Origin of the sequence: Marinomonas posidonica IVIA-Po-181 (assembly GCF_000214215.1) — a bacterium.
Taxonomy (GTDB): domain Bacteria; phylum Pseudomonadota; class Gammaproteobacteria; order Pseudomonadales; family Marinomonadaceae; genus Marinomonas; species Marinomonas posidonica.
Window position 1 is genome coordinate 124,181 of record NC_015559.1, and the last position, 16,188, is coordinate 140,368.

Annotated in this window: 15 protein-coding genes; 7 read left to right on the forward strand and 8 right to left on the reverse strand. The window is 44.9% G+C overall.

The genetic code is table 11. The features are described from left to right. Positions 1 to 15 precede the first annotated feature (15 nt). From MAR181_RS00570 to MAR181_RS00590, 5 genes are all read right to left on the reverse strand, one after another. On the reverse strand, positions 16 to 1,125 hold the full coding sequence (locus tag MAR181_RS00570; protein ID WP_013794659.1) for an ABC transporter ATP-binding protein: 1,110 nt from the start codon (positions 1,123 to 1,125) through the stop codon (positions 16 to 18). A 153-nt stretch (positions 1,126 to 1,278) separates the two neighbouring features. Beyond that, positions 1,279 to 2,241, reverse strand: coding sequence for a carbohydrate ABC transporter permease (locus MAR181_RS00575; protein WP_013794660.1), 963 nt, complete (start codon positions 2,239 to 2,241; stop codon positions 1,279 to 1,281). 10 nt (positions 2,242 to 2,251) lie between these two features. Continuing rightward, positions 2,252 to 3,118: a carbohydrate ABC transporter permease gene (locus tag MAR181_RS00580; RefSeq protein WP_013794661.1), complete on the reverse strand. Its 867-nt coding sequence runs from the start codon at positions 3,116 to 3,118 to the stop codon at positions 2,252 to 2,254. Between the two features lie 63 nt (positions 3,119 to 3,181). Next, positions 3,182 to 4,531 (reverse strand): extracellular solute-binding protein, encoded by a 1,350-nt coding sequence (locus MAR181_RS00585; RefSeq protein WP_013794662.1) that lies wholly within the window; start codon positions 4,529 to 4,531, stop codon positions 3,182 to 3,184. 50 nt (positions 4,532 to 4,581) lie between these two features. Next, complete coding sequence (locus MAR181_RS00590) at positions 4,582 to 5,592, reverse strand: LacI family DNA-binding transcriptional regulator (protein ID WP_013794663.1); 1,011 nt, start codon at positions 5,590 to 5,592, stop codon at positions 4,582 to 4,584. Between the two features lie 330 nt (positions 5,593 to 5,922). On the opposite strand from MAR181_RS00590, the gene MAR181_RS00595 reads away from it, so the two are divergent. Continuing rightward, positions 5,923 to 6,855, forward strand: a complete 933-nt coding sequence (locus tag MAR181_RS00595) for a sensor domain-containing diguanylate cyclase (RefSeq protein ID WP_013794664.1) — start codon at positions 5,923 to 5,925, stop codon at positions 6,853 to 6,855. 47 nt (positions 6,856 to 6,902) lie between these two features. Here MAR181_RS00595 and MAR181_RS00600 read toward each other — a convergent pair whose 3' ends face one another. The 3 genes from MAR181_RS00600 to dgt are packed head-to-tail and all read right to left on the reverse strand — an operon-like array spanning position 6,903 to position 9,489. Continuing rightward, positions 6,903 to 7,520, reverse strand: a complete 618-nt coding sequence (locus tag MAR181_RS00600; RefSeq protein ID WP_013794665.1) for a DNA-3-methyladenine glycosylase I — start codon at positions 7,518 to 7,520, stop codon at positions 6,903 to 6,905. Next, positions 7,510 to 7,968, reverse strand: coding sequence for a GNAT family N-acetyltransferase (locus MAR181_RS00605; protein ID WP_013794666.1), 459 nt, complete (start codon positions 7,966 to 7,968; stop codon positions 7,510 to 7,512). Before MAR181_RS00605 ends, MAR181_RS00600 begins: the two co-directional genes overlap by 11 nt. 6 nt (positions 7,969 to 7,974) lie before the next feature. Then, positions 7,975 to 9,489: a dGTPase gene (dgt, locus tag MAR181_RS00610; protein ID WP_013794667.1), complete on the reverse strand. Its 1,515-nt coding sequence runs from the start codon at positions 9,487 to 9,489 to the stop codon at positions 7,975 to 7,977. Positions 9,490 to 9,727: 238 nt separating this feature from the next. On the opposite strand from dgt, the gene MAR181_RS00615 reads away from it, so the two are divergent. The 6 genes from MAR181_RS00615 (at position 9,728) to MAR181_RS00640 (ending at position 15,855) form a co-directional block, all read left to right on the forward strand. Next, positions 9,728 to 11,371 (forward strand): phosphotransferase, encoded by a 1,644-nt coding sequence (locus MAR181_RS00615; protein ID WP_013794668.1) that lies wholly within the window; start codon positions 9,728 to 9,730, stop codon positions 11,369 to 11,371. Continuing rightward, complete coding sequence (locus MAR181_RS00620) at positions 11,364 to 12,257, forward strand: GAK system ATP-grasp enzyme (RefSeq protein WP_013794669.1); 894 nt, start codon at positions 11,364 to 11,366, stop codon at positions 12,255 to 12,257. Before MAR181_RS00615 ends, MAR181_RS00620 begins: the two co-directional genes overlap by 8 nt. After that, positions 12,254 to 13,345: an HprK-related kinase B gene (locus tag MAR181_RS00625; protein WP_013794670.1), complete on the forward strand. Its 1,092-nt coding sequence runs from the start codon at positions 12,254 to 12,256 to the stop codon at positions 13,343 to 13,345. The genes MAR181_RS00620 and MAR181_RS00625 overlap by 4 nt, the downstream gene beginning before the upstream one ends. A gap of 195 nt (positions 13,346 to 13,540) precedes the next feature. Next, positions 13,541 to 14,905: a metallophosphoesterase gene (locus tag MAR181_RS00630; protein ID WP_013794671.1), complete on the forward strand. Its 1,365-nt coding sequence runs from the start codon at positions 13,541 to 13,543 to the stop codon at positions 14,903 to 14,905. Beyond that, entirely contained in the window at positions 14,889 to 15,155 is a 267-nt protein-coding gene (locus MAR181_RS00635) for an amphi-Trp domain-containing protein (protein WP_041651083.1), read from the forward strand. The genes MAR181_RS00630 and MAR181_RS00635 overlap by 17 nt, the downstream gene beginning before the upstream one ends. Positions 15,156 to 15,399: 244 nt before the next feature. Continuing rightward, positions 15,400 to 15,855 carry a hypothetical protein gene (locus MAR181_RS00640; RefSeq protein ID WP_013794673.1) on the forward strand — a complete coding sequence of 152 codons (456 nt, stop codon included), beginning with the start codon at positions 15,400 to 15,402 and terminating at the stop codon, positions 15,853 to 15,855. Positions 15,856 to 16,188 lie beyond the last annotated feature (333 nt).

Genomic DNA, 16,188 nt, shown 5'->3' on the forward strand with positions numbered 1-16,188 from the left:
ATTTGTGAGGGAGGCTCAAACCTCCCCCGCGTTCAGCAACATGCCTTGTGTGCTGGTGTCGAACAGTAAGACTCGGTTTAGATCCACGGACAAGGAAATGTGTTGTTGGCGTTTGACGTGGGAGCGTAAATCCAGTCTGGCTTTCGCATCTTCGCCGCCGAGTTTGAAGAGAATTTCTTTGTCGAAGCCGAGGTTTTCAACAAGGTTTACTTCTATGTTGTTGAATTCAAATAGATTGTCGCTTGGTGATGATAAGGTGCTGTCTTCAAAAAAGTCAGGACGAATGCCGACTAAGACAGTGTCGTGAGCACTGAGAGAGTGCATGTCGACATTGGCGATTTTTGTCGCAGGCAGTCGATAATTGTCGAATACCAGCTCTTCTCCTTCTAGCTTGGCTTCGATCAGATTCATCGCAGGGGAACCAATAAAGGTCGCCACAAAGGTGTTGGTGGGTTGCAGATAAATGTCCATCGGCGTGCCGACCTGTTCTACGATGCCGTCACGCATTACCACGACGCGATCACCCAGCGTCATGGCTTCGATCTGGTCATGGGTCACGTAAATGGCCGTCATGTTGTACTGATGTTGTATACGCGCGATCTCAGTACGCATGTGATGGCGCAGTTTGGCGTCTAGGTTGGAAAGCGGTTCGTCAAACAGGTAAACGTCAGCGTCACGAGCCAGTGCTCGTCCCATAGCGACGCGTTGGCGCTGTCCACCGGACAAGTCCGCAGGTTTGCGATCCAAATACTCGTTGAGTTTGAGCATGTCCGACACATCCGCCAGTTTGTTCTTTATGGTTTCAGCATCGGCACCGGATTTTTTCAGGCCAAAGATGATGTTTTCCCGAACGGACATATGCGGATACAGAGCATAGTTTTGAAACACCATGGCAATGTTGCGTTTATGAGGCGGCAAATCGTTAATGGTTTTATTACCAATCTGAATGTCTCCTTGGGTAATGTCTTCTAACCCGGCGACCATGCGTAAGGTTGTGCTTTTTCCGCAGCCACTTGGACCAACCAAGACCACAAACTCACCGTCTTTTACGTCTAAATTGAGGTTCTTCACTATCGGTAAATTACCGTAGGATTTGTTGACGTTTCTTAAAATCACGGAACTCATAATCGTATTCCTTATTTTTAAAATATCTCTATCTAGGAAGTGCTGAGCGACGCAAAGACGAGGCAAAAATGGGTGAGAAGGCGGAGTTTATAGTTATAAATGAGCACTTCGAGTCCATTTTTAACAAAGTATTTGCAAGCTCAGTCTTCATAGTTAGCCTTTCACTCCACCGTCGGTTAGCCCGCCGGACAAATGTCGATTGGCCAACATAAAGCAAATAATGACGGGCAACAGAGTCAGCATGGAGGCCGCCATAATGCGATCCCAGATGGCATTTTTTGAGGTAAATAAGGTTTGTAATGCCAAGGGCAAAGTGTGGAAATCTTGATACTGTTTTAGAAACACCGAGGCGAATAAATACTCGTTCCAAGCGATGACAAAACAGTAGATAAACACGGTAAACAACATGGGTTTGGATAAGGGCATGATAATTCGCCAAAAGGCTTCCACTCTTGAGCAACCGTCCATCATGGCGGCTTCTTCCAATGAAAAGGGAATAGTGCGGAAATAATTGCCCAGCATGTACATGGCGACGGGTAAGGTTTGAATCAGATAGATTAAAAACAAACTGAAAATCGTACCGCCTGCGCTGGACGCCAATCCCACGTTAACGCTCATTTGGTAGAGCGGCACCATCAGCAAAACCCCACCTACCATGTAGACAAAGAGCACACCGTTAGCCATCAGCGATTGGGCGGGAAAACGCAAACGGGCAATGGCATAGGCTGCGAGTGAGGCTAAGAAAGTCGAGCAAATGCCGGTAATAAAGGAAATTACGAAGGTATTCAGCATGTAGCGCCCGAAGGGGAAGACATCCCCTCCTGAGCTGAATTTTGCCAGTAGCATTTGTTTCTTTTCCGCTGATAAGGCTGGATTGTCCAGTAAGCGTTGGATGCTGGCGGGTACATCAACCTCTTTTGCTGGCATTAAGCCGAGCAATTCTTTATAAGCATCCAAGTGTACTATGCGCGGAATGAGTGACGGATTGCCCCAATCAATGGGGTGTTTAAGCGAGGTTGATAGAATCTGCAAAAATGGAAACACGCAGAAGATCACCAACGCGAGCACTAACGCGTATAAGGTCACGGATTGAAGCGGCGTGCGTTTATTCATCATGAGTCATCTCCTACCACTTGAGTACTTTGCGAACGTACAGCCAGATTAAGCCAACCAAGACCAGCAATTGAATCACTGAAATGGCTGCGGCTGCGCCTTGATCGACTATGCCTGCGAAGGCTTGGTAATAGGTAAAAATTGGCAAGGTCTCGACATTTGGGGCGAGTAAATACACGTCTTCAAAGCGATTTAAGTTCCAGATCACACGCAGTAACACGACGGTCGCGATGACAAATCTTAACTCGGGTAAGGTGACATGCCAAAAACGTCCCCAGGGGTTTTGTCCATCTATCGCGGCGGCTTCGTATAAGTCTTTTGGTACACTTTGCAGCTTGGCTAAGAAAAGCAAATAGGCAATGGGAAAGTGCTTCCAGATATCGAATAAGATTACGACGAACAGGGCAGAATCAGGGTTGCCAATGAGGTTTTCCCTTTCGTTGGTAAGGTGCAATACATCCACTACCACATGGTTGTAAATGCCGTTTACGGGATCAAAGATGAATTGCCAGCCAAACACCACGCTGATCACAGGCGCGAAGTAAGGCAATAGAATTAAACCTCTGGCCAGATTGCGAAATCGAAAGGTCTGGTTCATCAGAATGGCCGCCGCCAATCCTAATACTGTGGTGCCGATGACGGTGCCGATGAGGTAAATAACAGACACGCCAATCGAATGGTAATAGCGTGGATTACCTAGCAACTCCGTATAGTTGTTCAGTCCGACAAAGGTTTTGCTGCCATTGAGCTGCACATCGAAAAAACTTAGGTACAGATTGAACAGAATGGGGTAAATCACCAACAGACCAATAATGCCTACGGCTGGGGCAACCAGTTTTAGTCCCAATCTAGATTCATTTTTTATTAATACGGAAGACATACTTTCTCCTCGAGAACAATCTGCTTTTGAACGCAGCAGATTGTTCTTCCACAGTATGATGATTTACTGTGCCATTATGGTCTTCATTTCAGCTTCCGCCGCATCCAGAGTTTGCTGAGGATCTTTGCCTTCAATTGTGACGTCATAGATCATTCGAGGAATGACCGATTTGGCAAAAATGGCGCCTGAGGCCGGGAAGGTTTTACCGCCGACTACAGAGAAGGAGCGAATGTCATCAAACCCAGACACAATTTGCTTCATTTTGTCTGCACCGTAGAGTTTGAATACACCGTTTGGATCGTCTAAGTAAGCTGGGTCTTCGGCAATGCCTTTTAACATAGGGTTCATACCACCGGGTGCCATATGTAGGAAGGTAATGTAGCTGGCAGGGTCGTACATAAACTCAATGAAGTCTTTGGTTGCCTTGGCGTCTGCCGCGCGGCTGGTTTTCAGCGCCACGAGTCCAGACAAGGTACCGTAAGAGGCCGCGCTTTTATGGGAAATGATGGGAGCAAAGGCGGTGTTTTTGACCAGTTCTGGGTCGAAGGTGCCACCGCTTAACTCTTTGAAGTTCTCGGAGGATAAGGAGCCTTTGGCGACTTCTGCAAGGGCCAAATCATCCATAATATAGGTGGAATAGAAAAACATGCCCATTTTGCCTTGAAGGTAATAATCTCGGGCGCGCCAATTTTGTGGTCCTGGAGGATTATACAGGGCGAGGTCTTTATAATATTGGATGGTTTCTAGAGTGGCTGGGCTGTTGAATACCAAGTGACCCTCGGCATCAAATTCGGCGGCATTATTGGACAGGGCTAATTGTGTGAACACTTGCTCTGTGTAGCTATCTTGTTTGGTGCCCACTAAAATACCATATTGATTATTGGCTTTATCGGTCAGTGCTTTGGCAGCGGTTGCGATGTTTTCCCAAGTATTAGGTGCAGCCAGCCCTTTTTCATCAAACCAGTCTTTGCGGTACCAAATACCTTGAATCCAACCATGATACGGCAAACCGTAATATTGTCCTTGTGGAGACGTCAGTGTGGTCAGAGCACCGGTATGGAAGCGGCGTTTACCTATGTCGTTAATAACGCCTTGGTGGGTTTGTGTGTCGACAATGCCCTCTTCTCCCAATGCCATGATGATTTCGGAGTTCACTTCGATTAATTGCGGTGTGGTCCCAGCTGCAACGGCCGCTGCCATTTGTGTGGCCATTTCGTTTTCATCTACGCCCACCACCTTGACGGTGACACCATCGTTTAAGGCTTCAAAGGTGCTGGCCAAGAGTTCAATGGTTTGCAGTCGATCAGATTGAGTTTGTGCTGTCCAGAACTCTACCGTAGCAGCGTTGGATATTTGACTTATTAATAAGCCACTGAGCAGAATGGAACGGGTGATTGTCAGCGATTGATTCATTGTCGTTTCCTCATGTTATTGTTATACGAGTTTTCCGAACGTTTTTGGGGTTAAAACCCTGTCTTTACCACTCCTGGTGCTAGCATGACCTGTAACTCTTTTACAGGGGTTCCCTTGATGCGCGATACCATCATCTTGGCAAGTTGCTCGCCAATGTGTCCGGGTGTCGCCTGCTGAATGCTGGTGATCCCCATACTGGCGGTCAGCTCATCGGCAGGGGTATCACAACCAATTACACTCACCGGCTTTTCTTTGTGGTTAAGCTGGGTGTGGTGTAATCGCGTTACCGCTAATGCGGCACTGCGCGCACTGGTGCTGGTTAAGCAAATCAGCGCACTGATGTCTGGGTGCTGGATGAGGAACTCGGCACAGGCGAGATAACTTTCTTCCTCGTCAAAGCCAACTTCTAGACAGTGTTCGGAAGCGATCGTTAGCCCAAGTTGTGCGGCGGCGTCTTGAATACCACGGCGTCTTTCATGGGCAAAAAAATAGCGTTCGCTGACCGAGATCACACCAATGTGGCGGTGACCTTGTTCGTAAAGTTGATTGAGACTTAGTTGGCCGACTTGGTAATTATCCAAGTCTAACCAAGCAAACTGCGTCGCCCGTTCGGTGCGTCCATAACACACAAAAGGCACATTAAGCTTGAGTAAACGATGGACTTTAGGGTCGTTGACCCGAGTGCGAAGGAGCAAGAAACCGTCTTGATCGCCCGCTTTAACAAGGCGCTCAAATTCACTCAGTTCCTGCTTGCCAGTATCGATTGTCACCACTTGCAGTAAATAGCCTTCTGCTTGTAGAGCGTTTCGGGTTCCAGCAAGAACCTTCGAAAGAATGGTGTCGAGATACTGCATGTCTTGGTTCGGCACAATGGCCGTGATAACCCGCTTGGATTGCACCCAATGCGCGGCATCCGCCCCTTTTAGTTGGTAACCCTGTCGTGCGGCTTCCTTTAGCACACGTTTTTTGGTTCTAGGGCTAATGTCGGGATAATCATTTAGTGCGCGTGACACTGTGGATACCGACAAATCCAATTGGGTGGCTATCTCTTTAATCGACATAAATTACACACTGCACCATTCTTGTTTTTACACTGTCCATCATTCAGAGCATTTTTAAAAGCCCCAATCGTGCATTTTGTGACCAGCAAGAACTGACGTTAAGACCGAAAATGTTTCGATGCAAAGATTAATTTTCGCACTAAATTTGGGCGTTTTGTCAGATATAGAGAAAAAGACATCAACAGCGAATTTTTCTTTTTAAAACAAGGATAAAAATGTAACGTTTGTTTTCATTACGTTGAAAAAACGAACGTCTCAACTTATTATCGGCGGGTTCTAATGAACATCTTTTTCAGTTTCATGTGATGAATTCAATATAAGGTAGCCTCCATGACGAGGAAGCAAAAAACGCTTGATGTCTTGTTTAATGATCCGTCGATAACGGCTGCTTTAGCGAGAGTGAATGTTTTCGTAATAAATCATTATTCCGGTGGACGAGATGTTATTTCCTCTCTTATTCCAGATGCAGATTTTGCGGCTCAGGTATCATATGATCCATTGATGTGGCTGGATTATGTCCACCCCGATGATCGCGACGTTACTCGACAAGCTTGGAATGACATTGTGGAGGGGATAAGTGACGTTTTTGAAGGTGAATACCGTTTCTTAGTGGATGGAGAATATCGTTGGATTGCCAATAAAGGTACGGTGATCACTCGAGCTGAAGATGGCATGCCCGAACTTTATATCGGTGCAGATCGAGACATCACCGCAGAGCGTCAACTATGTGATTTGTTGGAAGGGGAAAAAGAACGTCTCACGCAATTGGTGATCAGGGATGACTTTCTGAATATTCCCAATCGACGCTATCTTGAAACCAAACAGTCACAGTTTTTTATTGCTGATGGCCGTACGCCGATGGCGGTGCTGGTGTTAGACATCGACAACTTTAAACAATTAAACACGGATCTGACTCACCATGGTTGTGATAAGGTGCTGCAAACCTTTGTTCGTCATATCTCGACTTGTCTTCAGCCTATGGATATTTTGGCGCGTTATGGTGGTGATGAGTTTGTATTAATCTTGCCGAATGCCACGCTAGACGATGCTCAAGCAAAAGCTCAGTGCATTCTTGATGTGGTTAGTCATATTGATCTTTCCTCGATGAAGGATGACCTGTTTGTCTCGGTGAGTATTGGTTTAGTGCATGGCTTGCCTAAAGTGACAGAAGACTTTTGGACGTATTTTGAAGAAGCCGATGCGCAGCTTTTGTTGGCGAAAAAACTTGGTAAAGCGCAGATTCAGTCTAAAGTATTGGGTTAACAACATCTTTGATTATCTGTCAGCCACCGTTAAATGACATATGAGTGCTATTTTGAGGGATTAGCTCGGGATGGTCGCTTAAACTCTTGTCTAGCTTGATCAATTTCCTCTCGCATAAAGCAATCTTCAGCATGATCATTGACCATGCCCATGGACTGCATGAAGGCGTAGATGGTTGTGGGTCCAACGAATTGCCAGCCGCGTTTTTTAAGTTCCTTGGCAAGCGCGATGGATTCAGGGCAAGTGGTTTGTGTCTCTGGGGGCGGCGGTTGTGTGGCTTCGTCAGGTTCGTAGCCCCATAGAAATGCTGCGAGGGAACCTTCCTGTTCAATTAATGGTAAGGCTTTTTGAGCATTGTTGATGACGGCGAGGATTTTGCGTTTGTTACGGACGATGTTTTTATTCTCTAACAGGTCAGCTATGTCTTTTTCTTCGAACTGGGCGACTTTCTGAATGTCAAAGTGTTGAAAGGCTTCTCGAAAGCTGTCGCGCTTTGCCAATATCGTCCGCCAGCTCAAGCCAGATTGGAATGTTTCTAAACAGAGTTTTTCAAACAAACGTTGATCTTCTGCCACAGGAAAACCCCATTCTGTATCGTGGTAATGAGGGAAGTCGGGAGCAGAATCAGCCCAAGTGCAGCGGTTTTTTGTTTCTTTAAGAGTCATGGGTTAACCGTTTTAGTAGACAAACGACTCGCTCTACTTCGTTAAAGCCAAGTTGCCTATGAAGATTGACGCTTTTTTCATTGGTTATTGGCGCATCGCTGCCTAGTTCATGAAAGCCTTGCTCTCTCGCCCAGTTTTCCGCTGTTTTGATTAACGCTTTGCCAATGCCTTGTCCTTGGTAACTAGGGGAGACAAACCAAGCTTCAATATAGGGGGTAGTTTGTTGGCGACTGCCGGGAATGTTATCGCGAAGGTTTAGTTCGATAAAACCAATCATGTTTTGGCTGGTATCATCAAGTGCAATAAAAACTTCTTTTATATTAGGATAGGTGCCTAGAAAAAAGTCATTTACTTCTTGCTGGCTGATATCTTTGATTTCAGGGAGAAATTCTATTCTCAACGCTGACCAAGCTAACGCATCGCGAGATTGAATTTTACGTATCTTCATATGTCTTTAACTCTCAATTACATGCAAAGCACGGTATTCGTCATAAGCAAATTGATCGGTCATGCCGCTGATATAGTCTTGGATAAGACGACAGCGAAAGTAGAGCTCCCAAGCATTATCACTGAGATTGCGTAAAATATCTTCCTCAAACTCTTGTTTAAATTCGGCAAATTGCGACATGGCTTTGTGGTAAGCCGCCAGTTGGCGACCGGCGATCTTATTGCAAAGGCGGGTTTGATAAAGCGGTGTTTGGCCTTCTTGATTGATTATTTTCTCAAAGCTTATTCGGTCAAGTTGCAATAAAGGCAAGTAGATGTCTAATAGGCCAGCAATAATTCGATAGCCTTGCAGCTCTTGCTTTTGCACTTCTTCAGAACAAAATACGTGTTTAAAGGCGACGGCCTTTAATGTGTCCAATATGGCATGAACCAGGCTGCCGTCTTCGAGTAAGGCTTGGTTGTAGGAGCCATGGAAAATCTCTTCGATGTGTTCAATAAATTGTTCGCTGGCATACTGTACCGATTTTGTGTTGATCGCGACTCTGAATTGCACGAAAAAATCACTGATGATGTTGGTTCGTTTGTATTGCCATAGACTTTTTTCGATCAAGTTTGACATTTGTGTTGCATCATCTTCATTGATCTTAGGGTATTTCCCCTGATTGCCTATGATGATTTGGAACTCTTCTTTTAATCTGAGTAACAGCTCATCAAACTTTAAAATGCCCTTCTCAACCGCATCTTCTATGTCTGCTATACAGTAAGAAATGTCGTCAGCCGCTTCCATTACGTAGGCGAAGGGAGAGCGGTTTCCGGCTTGAATGTTTAGGGTGTCGTTGATGGTGTTGACTATGGGCAGCTCGCTTAGATAAAAGCCCACTTTTTTTTGCAGGTAGGCTTTTGCTTGATCGTCATCCGGTTTGGCTTGATCACCACGACGAGTGTATTTCAATATGCCGGAAAGTTGAGTGTAAGTGAGGTTTAACGTCTGTAAAGAATGGACAATCCTAAGAGCCTGAGCATTTCCTTCAAAGTGGCACAGATCGGTTTTTAATCCAGTGAGATTCGCTTCGCTGTCTGTAATGTCATCACGTTGAAATAAGGTGGCGATTCGTTCGTCAAACCATTGGTTAATAGCCGCTTCACCAAAGTGACCAAACGATGGGTTGCCGACGTCGTGCATTAAGCATGACATCTCAATAATGGACTCGAACTGTCGCTCTAAATCCGACAGGCCATAAGCTTCTTGTTGCTCTTTGGAAAGATTTTTAAAGATGGTTTGACTGATAAAACGTCCCACTTGTTGTACTTCCATCGAGTGGGTTAAGCGGCTGCGAACCGCGGCGTTACGTTCTAATGGAAAGACTTGCGTCTTTTGTTGTAGGCGACGAATGGCAGCTGAGTTAATAACTCTCCCTCGATCACTTTCGAATTCACTTAAAGGAACCACTTTAGAATCATCAGGGTCGCGACTGTTATATTCTCGATTAGAACGAACTTTCTGTTTGAAGTTGATGTCCATAGTCTTTAAGTCTCCCCAGCCGTGAATCATGATAGTAGCGATATTTTTGCCAAAAAGTCATGTGAAAATGTCGACCTTATGGTCTATTTTATTGATTGGATTCTTAAAAAACGCGTTTTTGTATTTGAGGCTAGACTCAGGTGAGTACACTGTCGACATATTTCTGTCACATTAGTGTCATCAAGTTGTTGTCTAGTTGGATTAAAGTGAAGAAGACTATTTTAAGGTAAAAGATGTTATGCCTTCGGTTACGAATTTGTCCGCTATACAAGAACATGTGTATTTTCTTCTCAATGAAGTTGAGACACATTGTCAGCTGGTGACTCAATTTTATACCTCTTGCTCAACCGATGTTTTGCCGCGTATCCGCAGTCGTCGCGGGTATGTGCAAACACTGCGAGAAAAGATCGATTTAGAAGCCGCAGGCCTATTGCAACGACGCAAAGCCAAGGGACGTTTTTATTCTCGTGTGAGTGCGATGCGTTCCCTTGCGGTGGCGTTGGACTCCCTGACCCAGTACTGTTTTGATTGTGTGCTAGAAGGAACGTTGGATAAACCCTATGAGCACCCTTCTGCAACGGCGTGCATCAAGCTTATGAAGAAGGTAAAGCGAAGCCTCGATTTAGTGAAGTTTGGTTTAGAGCAAGAGCCACGTCGCACTGGGATTAAGTTGGGCCGCCGCATTCAAAAATTACTGGCGAATTATGCGGCTTTGCAAGCCGATACCCTAAAAGTGAAGTTGACCCTAGGAGATGATGAGTTAAGAGCGTCGATTCTCAGCAATGTTTGCTTAAAACGTCTGATCGAACAGCTTAGTGTGGTGGCGGACGCGCTCATTAAATCTGATCTTGGCCAAGTTGCCAGCTTACAAAACTACCCTCATTTATTGGACAGTGCTGCCAACCTCAATTACGACCTTAGCGATTTAAAGGTGCGTCGTTTGGCTTTAACTCGTTCAGGTAGCGCTATTGCCGCGATTTCTCACAAAGACCAAAGTGGTCAAGAGGTGCTTGCTGTATATAAAGAAGGCGAACGCAGCAAAATCGAAGAGGAAGTGGCGGGCGTGAATCATTGGCGTGAGATTGATCCTAAGTTGGCCCCCTGTGTGTTAGCACAAGCCAATGAGGTGGGAGAACAATCTTCTTTGTTAATTGAGCATATTCCGGGAAAAACATTAGAAGCCTTGCTTCTGGGAGAAGACGAATCGGCCTTGTCGGAAGCCTTAAAGAAGCTTTTTAAAACCCTCAATCAAACCTGGAAAGCCACCTTGACGAGGGAAACCTGCTCAGCTCAATTCATGATGCAGTTGAGTAAGCGAATTGGTGACAGTCGTAAAGTACACCCAGAGTTTTTTAAACAAGAAACACGCATTTGCCAACATGTTTTGCCGAGTTTTGATGCGCTGGTGGCCGATGTGGCCTTGCTAGAACAAGACTGGCGAGCGCCTTTTTGTGTTCTCACCCATGGGGACTTTAACGTCGACAACTTGATTTATGACGGCTTGGAAAAACGCATTTATTTCATTGATCTGCATCGGGCAAGTTATTTCGATTATGTTCAAGATTTGTCCGTGCTGATGGTGTCTATTTACCGTTTGCAGGTGCTCAGTGGTGCCACTCGAAAACGTATGATGGAAAGTGCGAAAGAGGTGTATCGATTTGGTCGTCGTTTTGCTAAACAGCAACATGATGACACGTTTGAAGTACGCATGGCGGCGGGATTGGCTCGCTCTTTTGCTACTTCGACGCGCTTCATCTTTGATAAAAAATTGGCGACACGAATGCACTTAAGGTCGCGCTACTTATTGGAAAAACTGGCCAGACTGACGCCAGAAGACGCTGAAAAATTCACTTTACCGTTAAAGGATCTTTATTTTGAGTAAACCTAAAATTGGGGTGATTGGTATCCCTGGAAAGTGGTCCACAGAAGTCTTAGCCGATCGTTTAGAGGCCCAAACAGGGTTTCGCGCTGTGATTGATATGAATCAGGTTGAGTTATGTTTAGACAGCCAAGGTTTGATGTATCAAGGGCTGGATCTAACCACGCTGGACGGTTTGATCATCAAGAAGATCAGTGAAGTCTATTCTCCTGCGACGGAAGACCGTTTGCGTTTGCTGTCTTACGCTGAGCAAGCAGGTGTGCGCTTGTTTAGCCCAACCCACAGTGTCGGTAATCTGATTAATCGTCTGGCGGGCACCTTAGCGTTACAGCATGGGCAGATTCCGATGCCAAAAACTCGCGTCACCGAAAACCTTGAACTCGCTTTTGAGACGGTAAGAGCGTTTGGTTCGGCCATTTTAAAGCCGCTGTATTCTACCAAAGCCCGCGGCATGATTATGTTGACTCAAGAAGACAGTGATGAGTTTGTACGCAACGCATTAGAAGAGTATCGCCAGCTGCAATCCATTTATTATATTCAGCAGACGGTAAATCTAGATGGACGTGATTTAGGGATGGTGTTCGTCGGGGGAGAGTATGTGTGTACCTATGCTCGTGTCGGCAATGAGGATTCTTGGAACACAACGATTAACAGTGGTGGCCGTTATGAAGGTTTTGAACCGGATGCGGAGCTGATTGAATTGGGGCGCAAAGCACAAGCTTGTTATGACTTAAGTTTCACCACAGTAGACATCGCTTTGACGGACCAAGGTCCAGTGGTGTTTGAGGTATCGGCTTTTGGCGGCTTCAAAGGTGCGTTGGAAGGGTGCGGTGTGGATGCCGCTGAAGTATATGCTGATTACGTGCTAAAAGAGGTCGCTAAGTCATGATACAGAACATTTTAGACCTGACTCATGTGGAAACGCATTTCGCCACCTGTCTTCATCAAACCCAGTTTCAATTTGCGCAATTGCAAGTCAGGGTTCATGCCACAGAGCTTAGTCTGATTGAAGACTTGATGGAGTATTACAAGAGTTATTTGCCTGTCACTCAACCCATCACATCGAGTATGGATTTATATGTGATGGAGCAAGCAGCGGCTGGGGATGAGTTGAACTGGTTAGAAGTTCCTCGTGAGGTAGGAAAGCAAGGTCGTAAAGAAGGCTACTTGGATGTGTCGGGTGGCCGTTGGATTAAGAAGTTCAAAACCGGTATGTCTTTTTTACAGCGTCCAGATCAGCTGGTGGCACTTGGTCCGTGTTCGGTTAACTTAGCACAAATCATTAATTTCATTAACAATCAATTTTTGAACCACTTCTTGCGTCAAGACTTTACCCTTGGTCATGCCTCGGCGTTTAGTGTACAAGGTCAGGTGACGGCAATTGCCGCCGGTGCTGGTGGTGGTAAGTCGACCTTGATGTTGCGCTGCCTTGAAAAGGACACACGTGACTTTTTAACCAATGACCGCATCCTGTTTAAGAAAGTTGGCAATAGTACAGAAACCATAGGCTTGGCTAAATTGCCTCGGGTTAATCCGGGCACGTTATTGTATTCGGAACGCTTACGTCATATCTTGCCTGAGTCTCGTCAGCAAGCTTTATCTTCTATGCCGACCAGTGAACTTTGGTCATTAGAAGAGAAATACGATGTGCAAATTGAAGATGATTACGGTCCTAATCGAGTTCAGTTAACCGGTCAACTGGTGAATTTGATCATGCTGGATTGGTCTTTGGATAGTCCAGAAGAAACCCGATTAGAGCGGGTTGACTTGTCTCAGGAGCCAGATGTGATTGAAGGGCTACGCAAACGCCCTGGGCCTTTTTATCAAGACAATCAAGGCGTATTTGCAGATTTAAATGTCATTGATTCGACAGAGCATTATGTCGATCAGTTAGCGAATGTGACCGTGTATCGTTTGGCTGGGAAAATTGACTTTGATTTGGGTTATCAATTGATTGCTCAGCTTGCGACAGCATAAAGGCCAACTTGGAATGCATTTATCGTGGTGAGTGTTTGTCTTTAATGGAACAAGGATGTTCAAAAAACACTCGAACGTCACCAAATTGTCATAAATCTTTAGCATAATTCGGCCTTCTGTTTGACGCCCATGTATTGTGTTAGAGTGATTTTGACGTCGCCGTTATACGATTCATCTACCAAGGTAAGAGAGACCATGCTTAACCCTATTCCTGCTATTAAGCCCCATTCACATCACACTGAGATTATTGCTCGGTTGCCAACAGAATGGGCGTCATGGCCTAGGGACAAAAGCTCGGTGAACAACCATGTGTTAAATGTCGAAGAAACACCTTCTCATTACACTAAACACAAATTACGTTGGCCAAAATACCCTGTGGTGTTTATATCGGATCCTCATGCGGATGCGATGGCGTTTGAAGCCTCTTTAATTGCCGCTGGTGTCGCGGAACGTAAGAAGAAGTCTGATCTTGGCCATTTAACTTTGACGAAAAAAGGCAAGCAGTCTGAGATTATTATTGGTGGCGATTGCTTAGATAAAGGCCCAAGTAATCTGGATTTATTGCGCAGCGTCCAGCAACTTTATCGTCTGAAAGCGCGGGTGACCTTGTTGGCTGGCAACCATGACTTGCGTCTTCTAATGGGGCTATTGGCATTGGCTCGTAAAAAAGATGTGGGCAATCAGCACTTGTTCGTTCGTATGGGCAAAAAGGTGGTGCCGTTATTCAGAGAAGTGTTTGACCAGTACTTGGCCGATACCAAATGGGATAAGAAAATCCCCGATGAAGACACTTGTCGTAAGCGTTTATTTCCAGGTGAAGCTTGGTTTAAAGAGTTTCCATTTCATGCCGCAGGTTTTTTGACCGCAGAAGGGATTGACCGTGAAGTGCGCAAAATGGAGTCGAAGAATCAAAGCTTTGAGAAACATTGCCATGCGTCAGGGTTAAGCCTTCGTCAAGTCTATGCGGCTTCTCTTAAGTGTCAGCAATTGTTTTTGCATAAGAAGGGTGAGTTTAATTGGTTTTTCCGTAAGATGGAGCTGGTCGCCCAGCGTGGGTCTTTCCTGTTTTTACATGCGGGCTTGGACGACAATATGGGCCAAATGCTATTAAAAAGCGGCCCAAAATACGCTAACAAAGCGTTTCATCGTAACCTTAAACGCCGTGATCTATTTGGCTTCTATTACAGCTCTATCGCCAATACTTTTCGTACCAAGTATCGTGATGCCGATCTACCTTTGACCCATCGTGGGGTGAAGGCGATCCATAAGTCGGGGATTCATGTGGTGGTGCAGGGGCATGTCAATCGCCAAGAAGGTCAGCGCATCACCATTAAAAAAGGCCTGGTGCATGTAGAGGCTGACATTACTTTGGATTCGCATTCTCGTAAGGTCGAAGGCTTAACGGATTATGGCATTGGTGCCACGTTAATTGATAAAAGCACAGGCATTGTCGGACTGAGTTGCGATTACCCAACGGCCAAAGTGATGACAGCAAAAGAGCTAGAAGGCATTTATCAAGAAGGTCACAATGAAGGGAAAAATCATGAAGTCAAAAACTGAGTTTAAGTACGAAGCTCTGCTGGATCCTGATGACATTCAAGATGTGTTGAAAGCGCTTTCAAAAGGCCTGAGTAAGGGGAAGCTGACCTTCAGTGATGAAAAAGAAGGCACGCTAGCCATTGAACCAAAAGGATTACTACGCTTAAAGGTTACCGCTTCAGACGACGAAGACAGCCAGCAATTTGAAGTCAAAGTGCGTTGGGAAAAACACCCTAAACGCTTAAATAAAAATGCGCCTAAAATTAGTTAGGAAGTGAGTATAAAGTATAAAATTACTATAACTAATTGTTCTGTTTAGATTAGTCTGCCCCGTGTCTTTTTAATTCGTATTTTCTCGTTTTATTTCCTTGTTTTTTTGATTGACTTCAGCCCTATTCCTTATCATATTGAACAAATAGTTTAATTTTATAAACTAATATAATGATTAGGGACCATCGACCTTTAGCTGTGGTTGTATGAGTTATTATTCCTATAATAATAAAAAGGAAAATGCTATGAACATCTGTAAGCGAGGGCTCATTATTATTTGTTTGTTGTTCTTACCTGTGTTCGTGTCAGCTAACGCGTCTGTGAATGCAATTAATTCCTGCTTGGCATTGGTGGAATTCTTAGATGATAAAATTTCTAAGGCTGGTGTGGCTTACTCAGAAAAAGAAATAGCAGACATTCAGAAAGGTTTAGGTACCTATTCGCACTACCTTAAGCACGAAGTGATTAAGGTTAGGTTGTTGGATATGTATGCGGGCAACAAGACTCAGGCTAAACTGATGTGGAAACTTTTTCATCATCAAAAGAAAACCTTTATCAAACATCTGAGTCAACATTTTTCGGTTAAGAAAATTCCGAATGAATATGCAGTGGCGTTAAGGAATTGCGTTGTAAAAGCACGTCCCCAAAAAGTGTCTGTTTCTCAACCTCTGGCAAGCGCCATCTATCTAATGGAAAAATGATTCTGCCATGCTATTGGAGAGTCTAGAATACATCAGGTTGAGCGGTTAAATATTGTTATTCTATTGTCAACTCATATGATGTGCATTCCTATCTCGATAGGAATGCACATTTCTGCACATGAAGAACCTTCGTTAGAGCGAACTAAGTTTGCCGACTAACTCACCTTACAAAACGTGTTGAATAGTGGAAACGAAGTTCGAAATAACCACCAAATCGGATAGTGAAAAAAATAGTCGATAAGGTTTTTTTGTATGCTGATTTTCATCATGCAATCCCTATGACTTGCGTAAATAACATTGGGTTTTCATGAAATACATAGTGTTGAGCGAGCA

Bases quoted from the DNA above. Each gene is read 5' to 3' on its own strand.
- MAR181_RS00570 (WP_013794659.1), bottom strand. From the start codon at position 1,125: ATGAGTTCCGTGATTTTAAGAAACGTCAACAAATCCTACGGTAATTTA.
- MAR181_RS00575 (WP_013794660.1), bottom strand. From the start codon at position 2,241: ATGATGAATAAACGCACGCCGCTTCAATCCGTGACCTTATACGCGTTA.
- MAR181_RS00580 (WP_013794661.1), bottom strand. From the start codon at position 3,118: ATGTCTTCCGTATTAATAAAAAATGAATCTAGATTGGGACTAAAACTG.
- MAR181_RS00585 (WP_013794662.1), bottom strand. From the start codon at position 4,531: ATGAATCAATCGCTGACAATCACCCGTTCCATTCTGCTCAGTGGCTTA.
- MAR181_RS00590 (WP_013794663.1), bottom strand. From the start codon at position 5,592: ATGTCGATTAAAGAGATAGCCACCCAATTGGATTTGTCGGTATCCACA.
- MAR181_RS00595 (WP_013794664.1), top strand. From the start codon at position 5,923: ATGACGAGGAAGCAAAAAACGCTTGATGTCTTGTTTAATGATCCGTCG.
- MAR181_RS00600 (WP_013794665.1), bottom strand. From the start codon at position 7,520: ATGACTCTTAAAGAAACAAAAAACCGCTGCACTTGGGCTGATTCTGCT.
- MAR181_RS00605 (WP_013794666.1), bottom strand. From the start codon at position 7,968: ATGAAGATACGTAAAATTCAATCTCGCGATGCGTTAGCTTGGTCAGCG.
- dgt (WP_013794667.1), bottom strand. From the start codon at position 9,489: ATGGACATCAACTTCAAACAGAAAGTTCGTTCTAATCGAGAATATAAC.
- MAR181_RS00615 (WP_013794668.1), top strand. From the start codon at position 9,728: ATGCCTTCGGTTACGAATTTGTCCGCTATACAAGAACATGTGTATTTT.
- MAR181_RS00625 (WP_013794670.1), top strand. From the start codon at position 12,254: ATGATACAGAACATTTTAGACCTGACTCATGTGGAAACGCATTTCGCC.
- MAR181_RS00630 (WP_013794671.1), top strand. From the start codon at position 13,541: ATGCTTAACCCTATTCCTGCTATTAAGCCCCATTCACATCACACTGAG.
- MAR181_RS00635 (WP_041651083.1), top strand. From the start codon at position 14,889: ATGAAGTCAAAAACTGAGTTTAAGTACGAAGCTCTGCTGGATCCTGAT.
- MAR181_RS00640 (WP_013794673.1), top strand. From the start codon at position 15,400: ATGAACATCTGTAAGCGAGGGCTCATTATTATTTGTTTGTTGTTCTTA.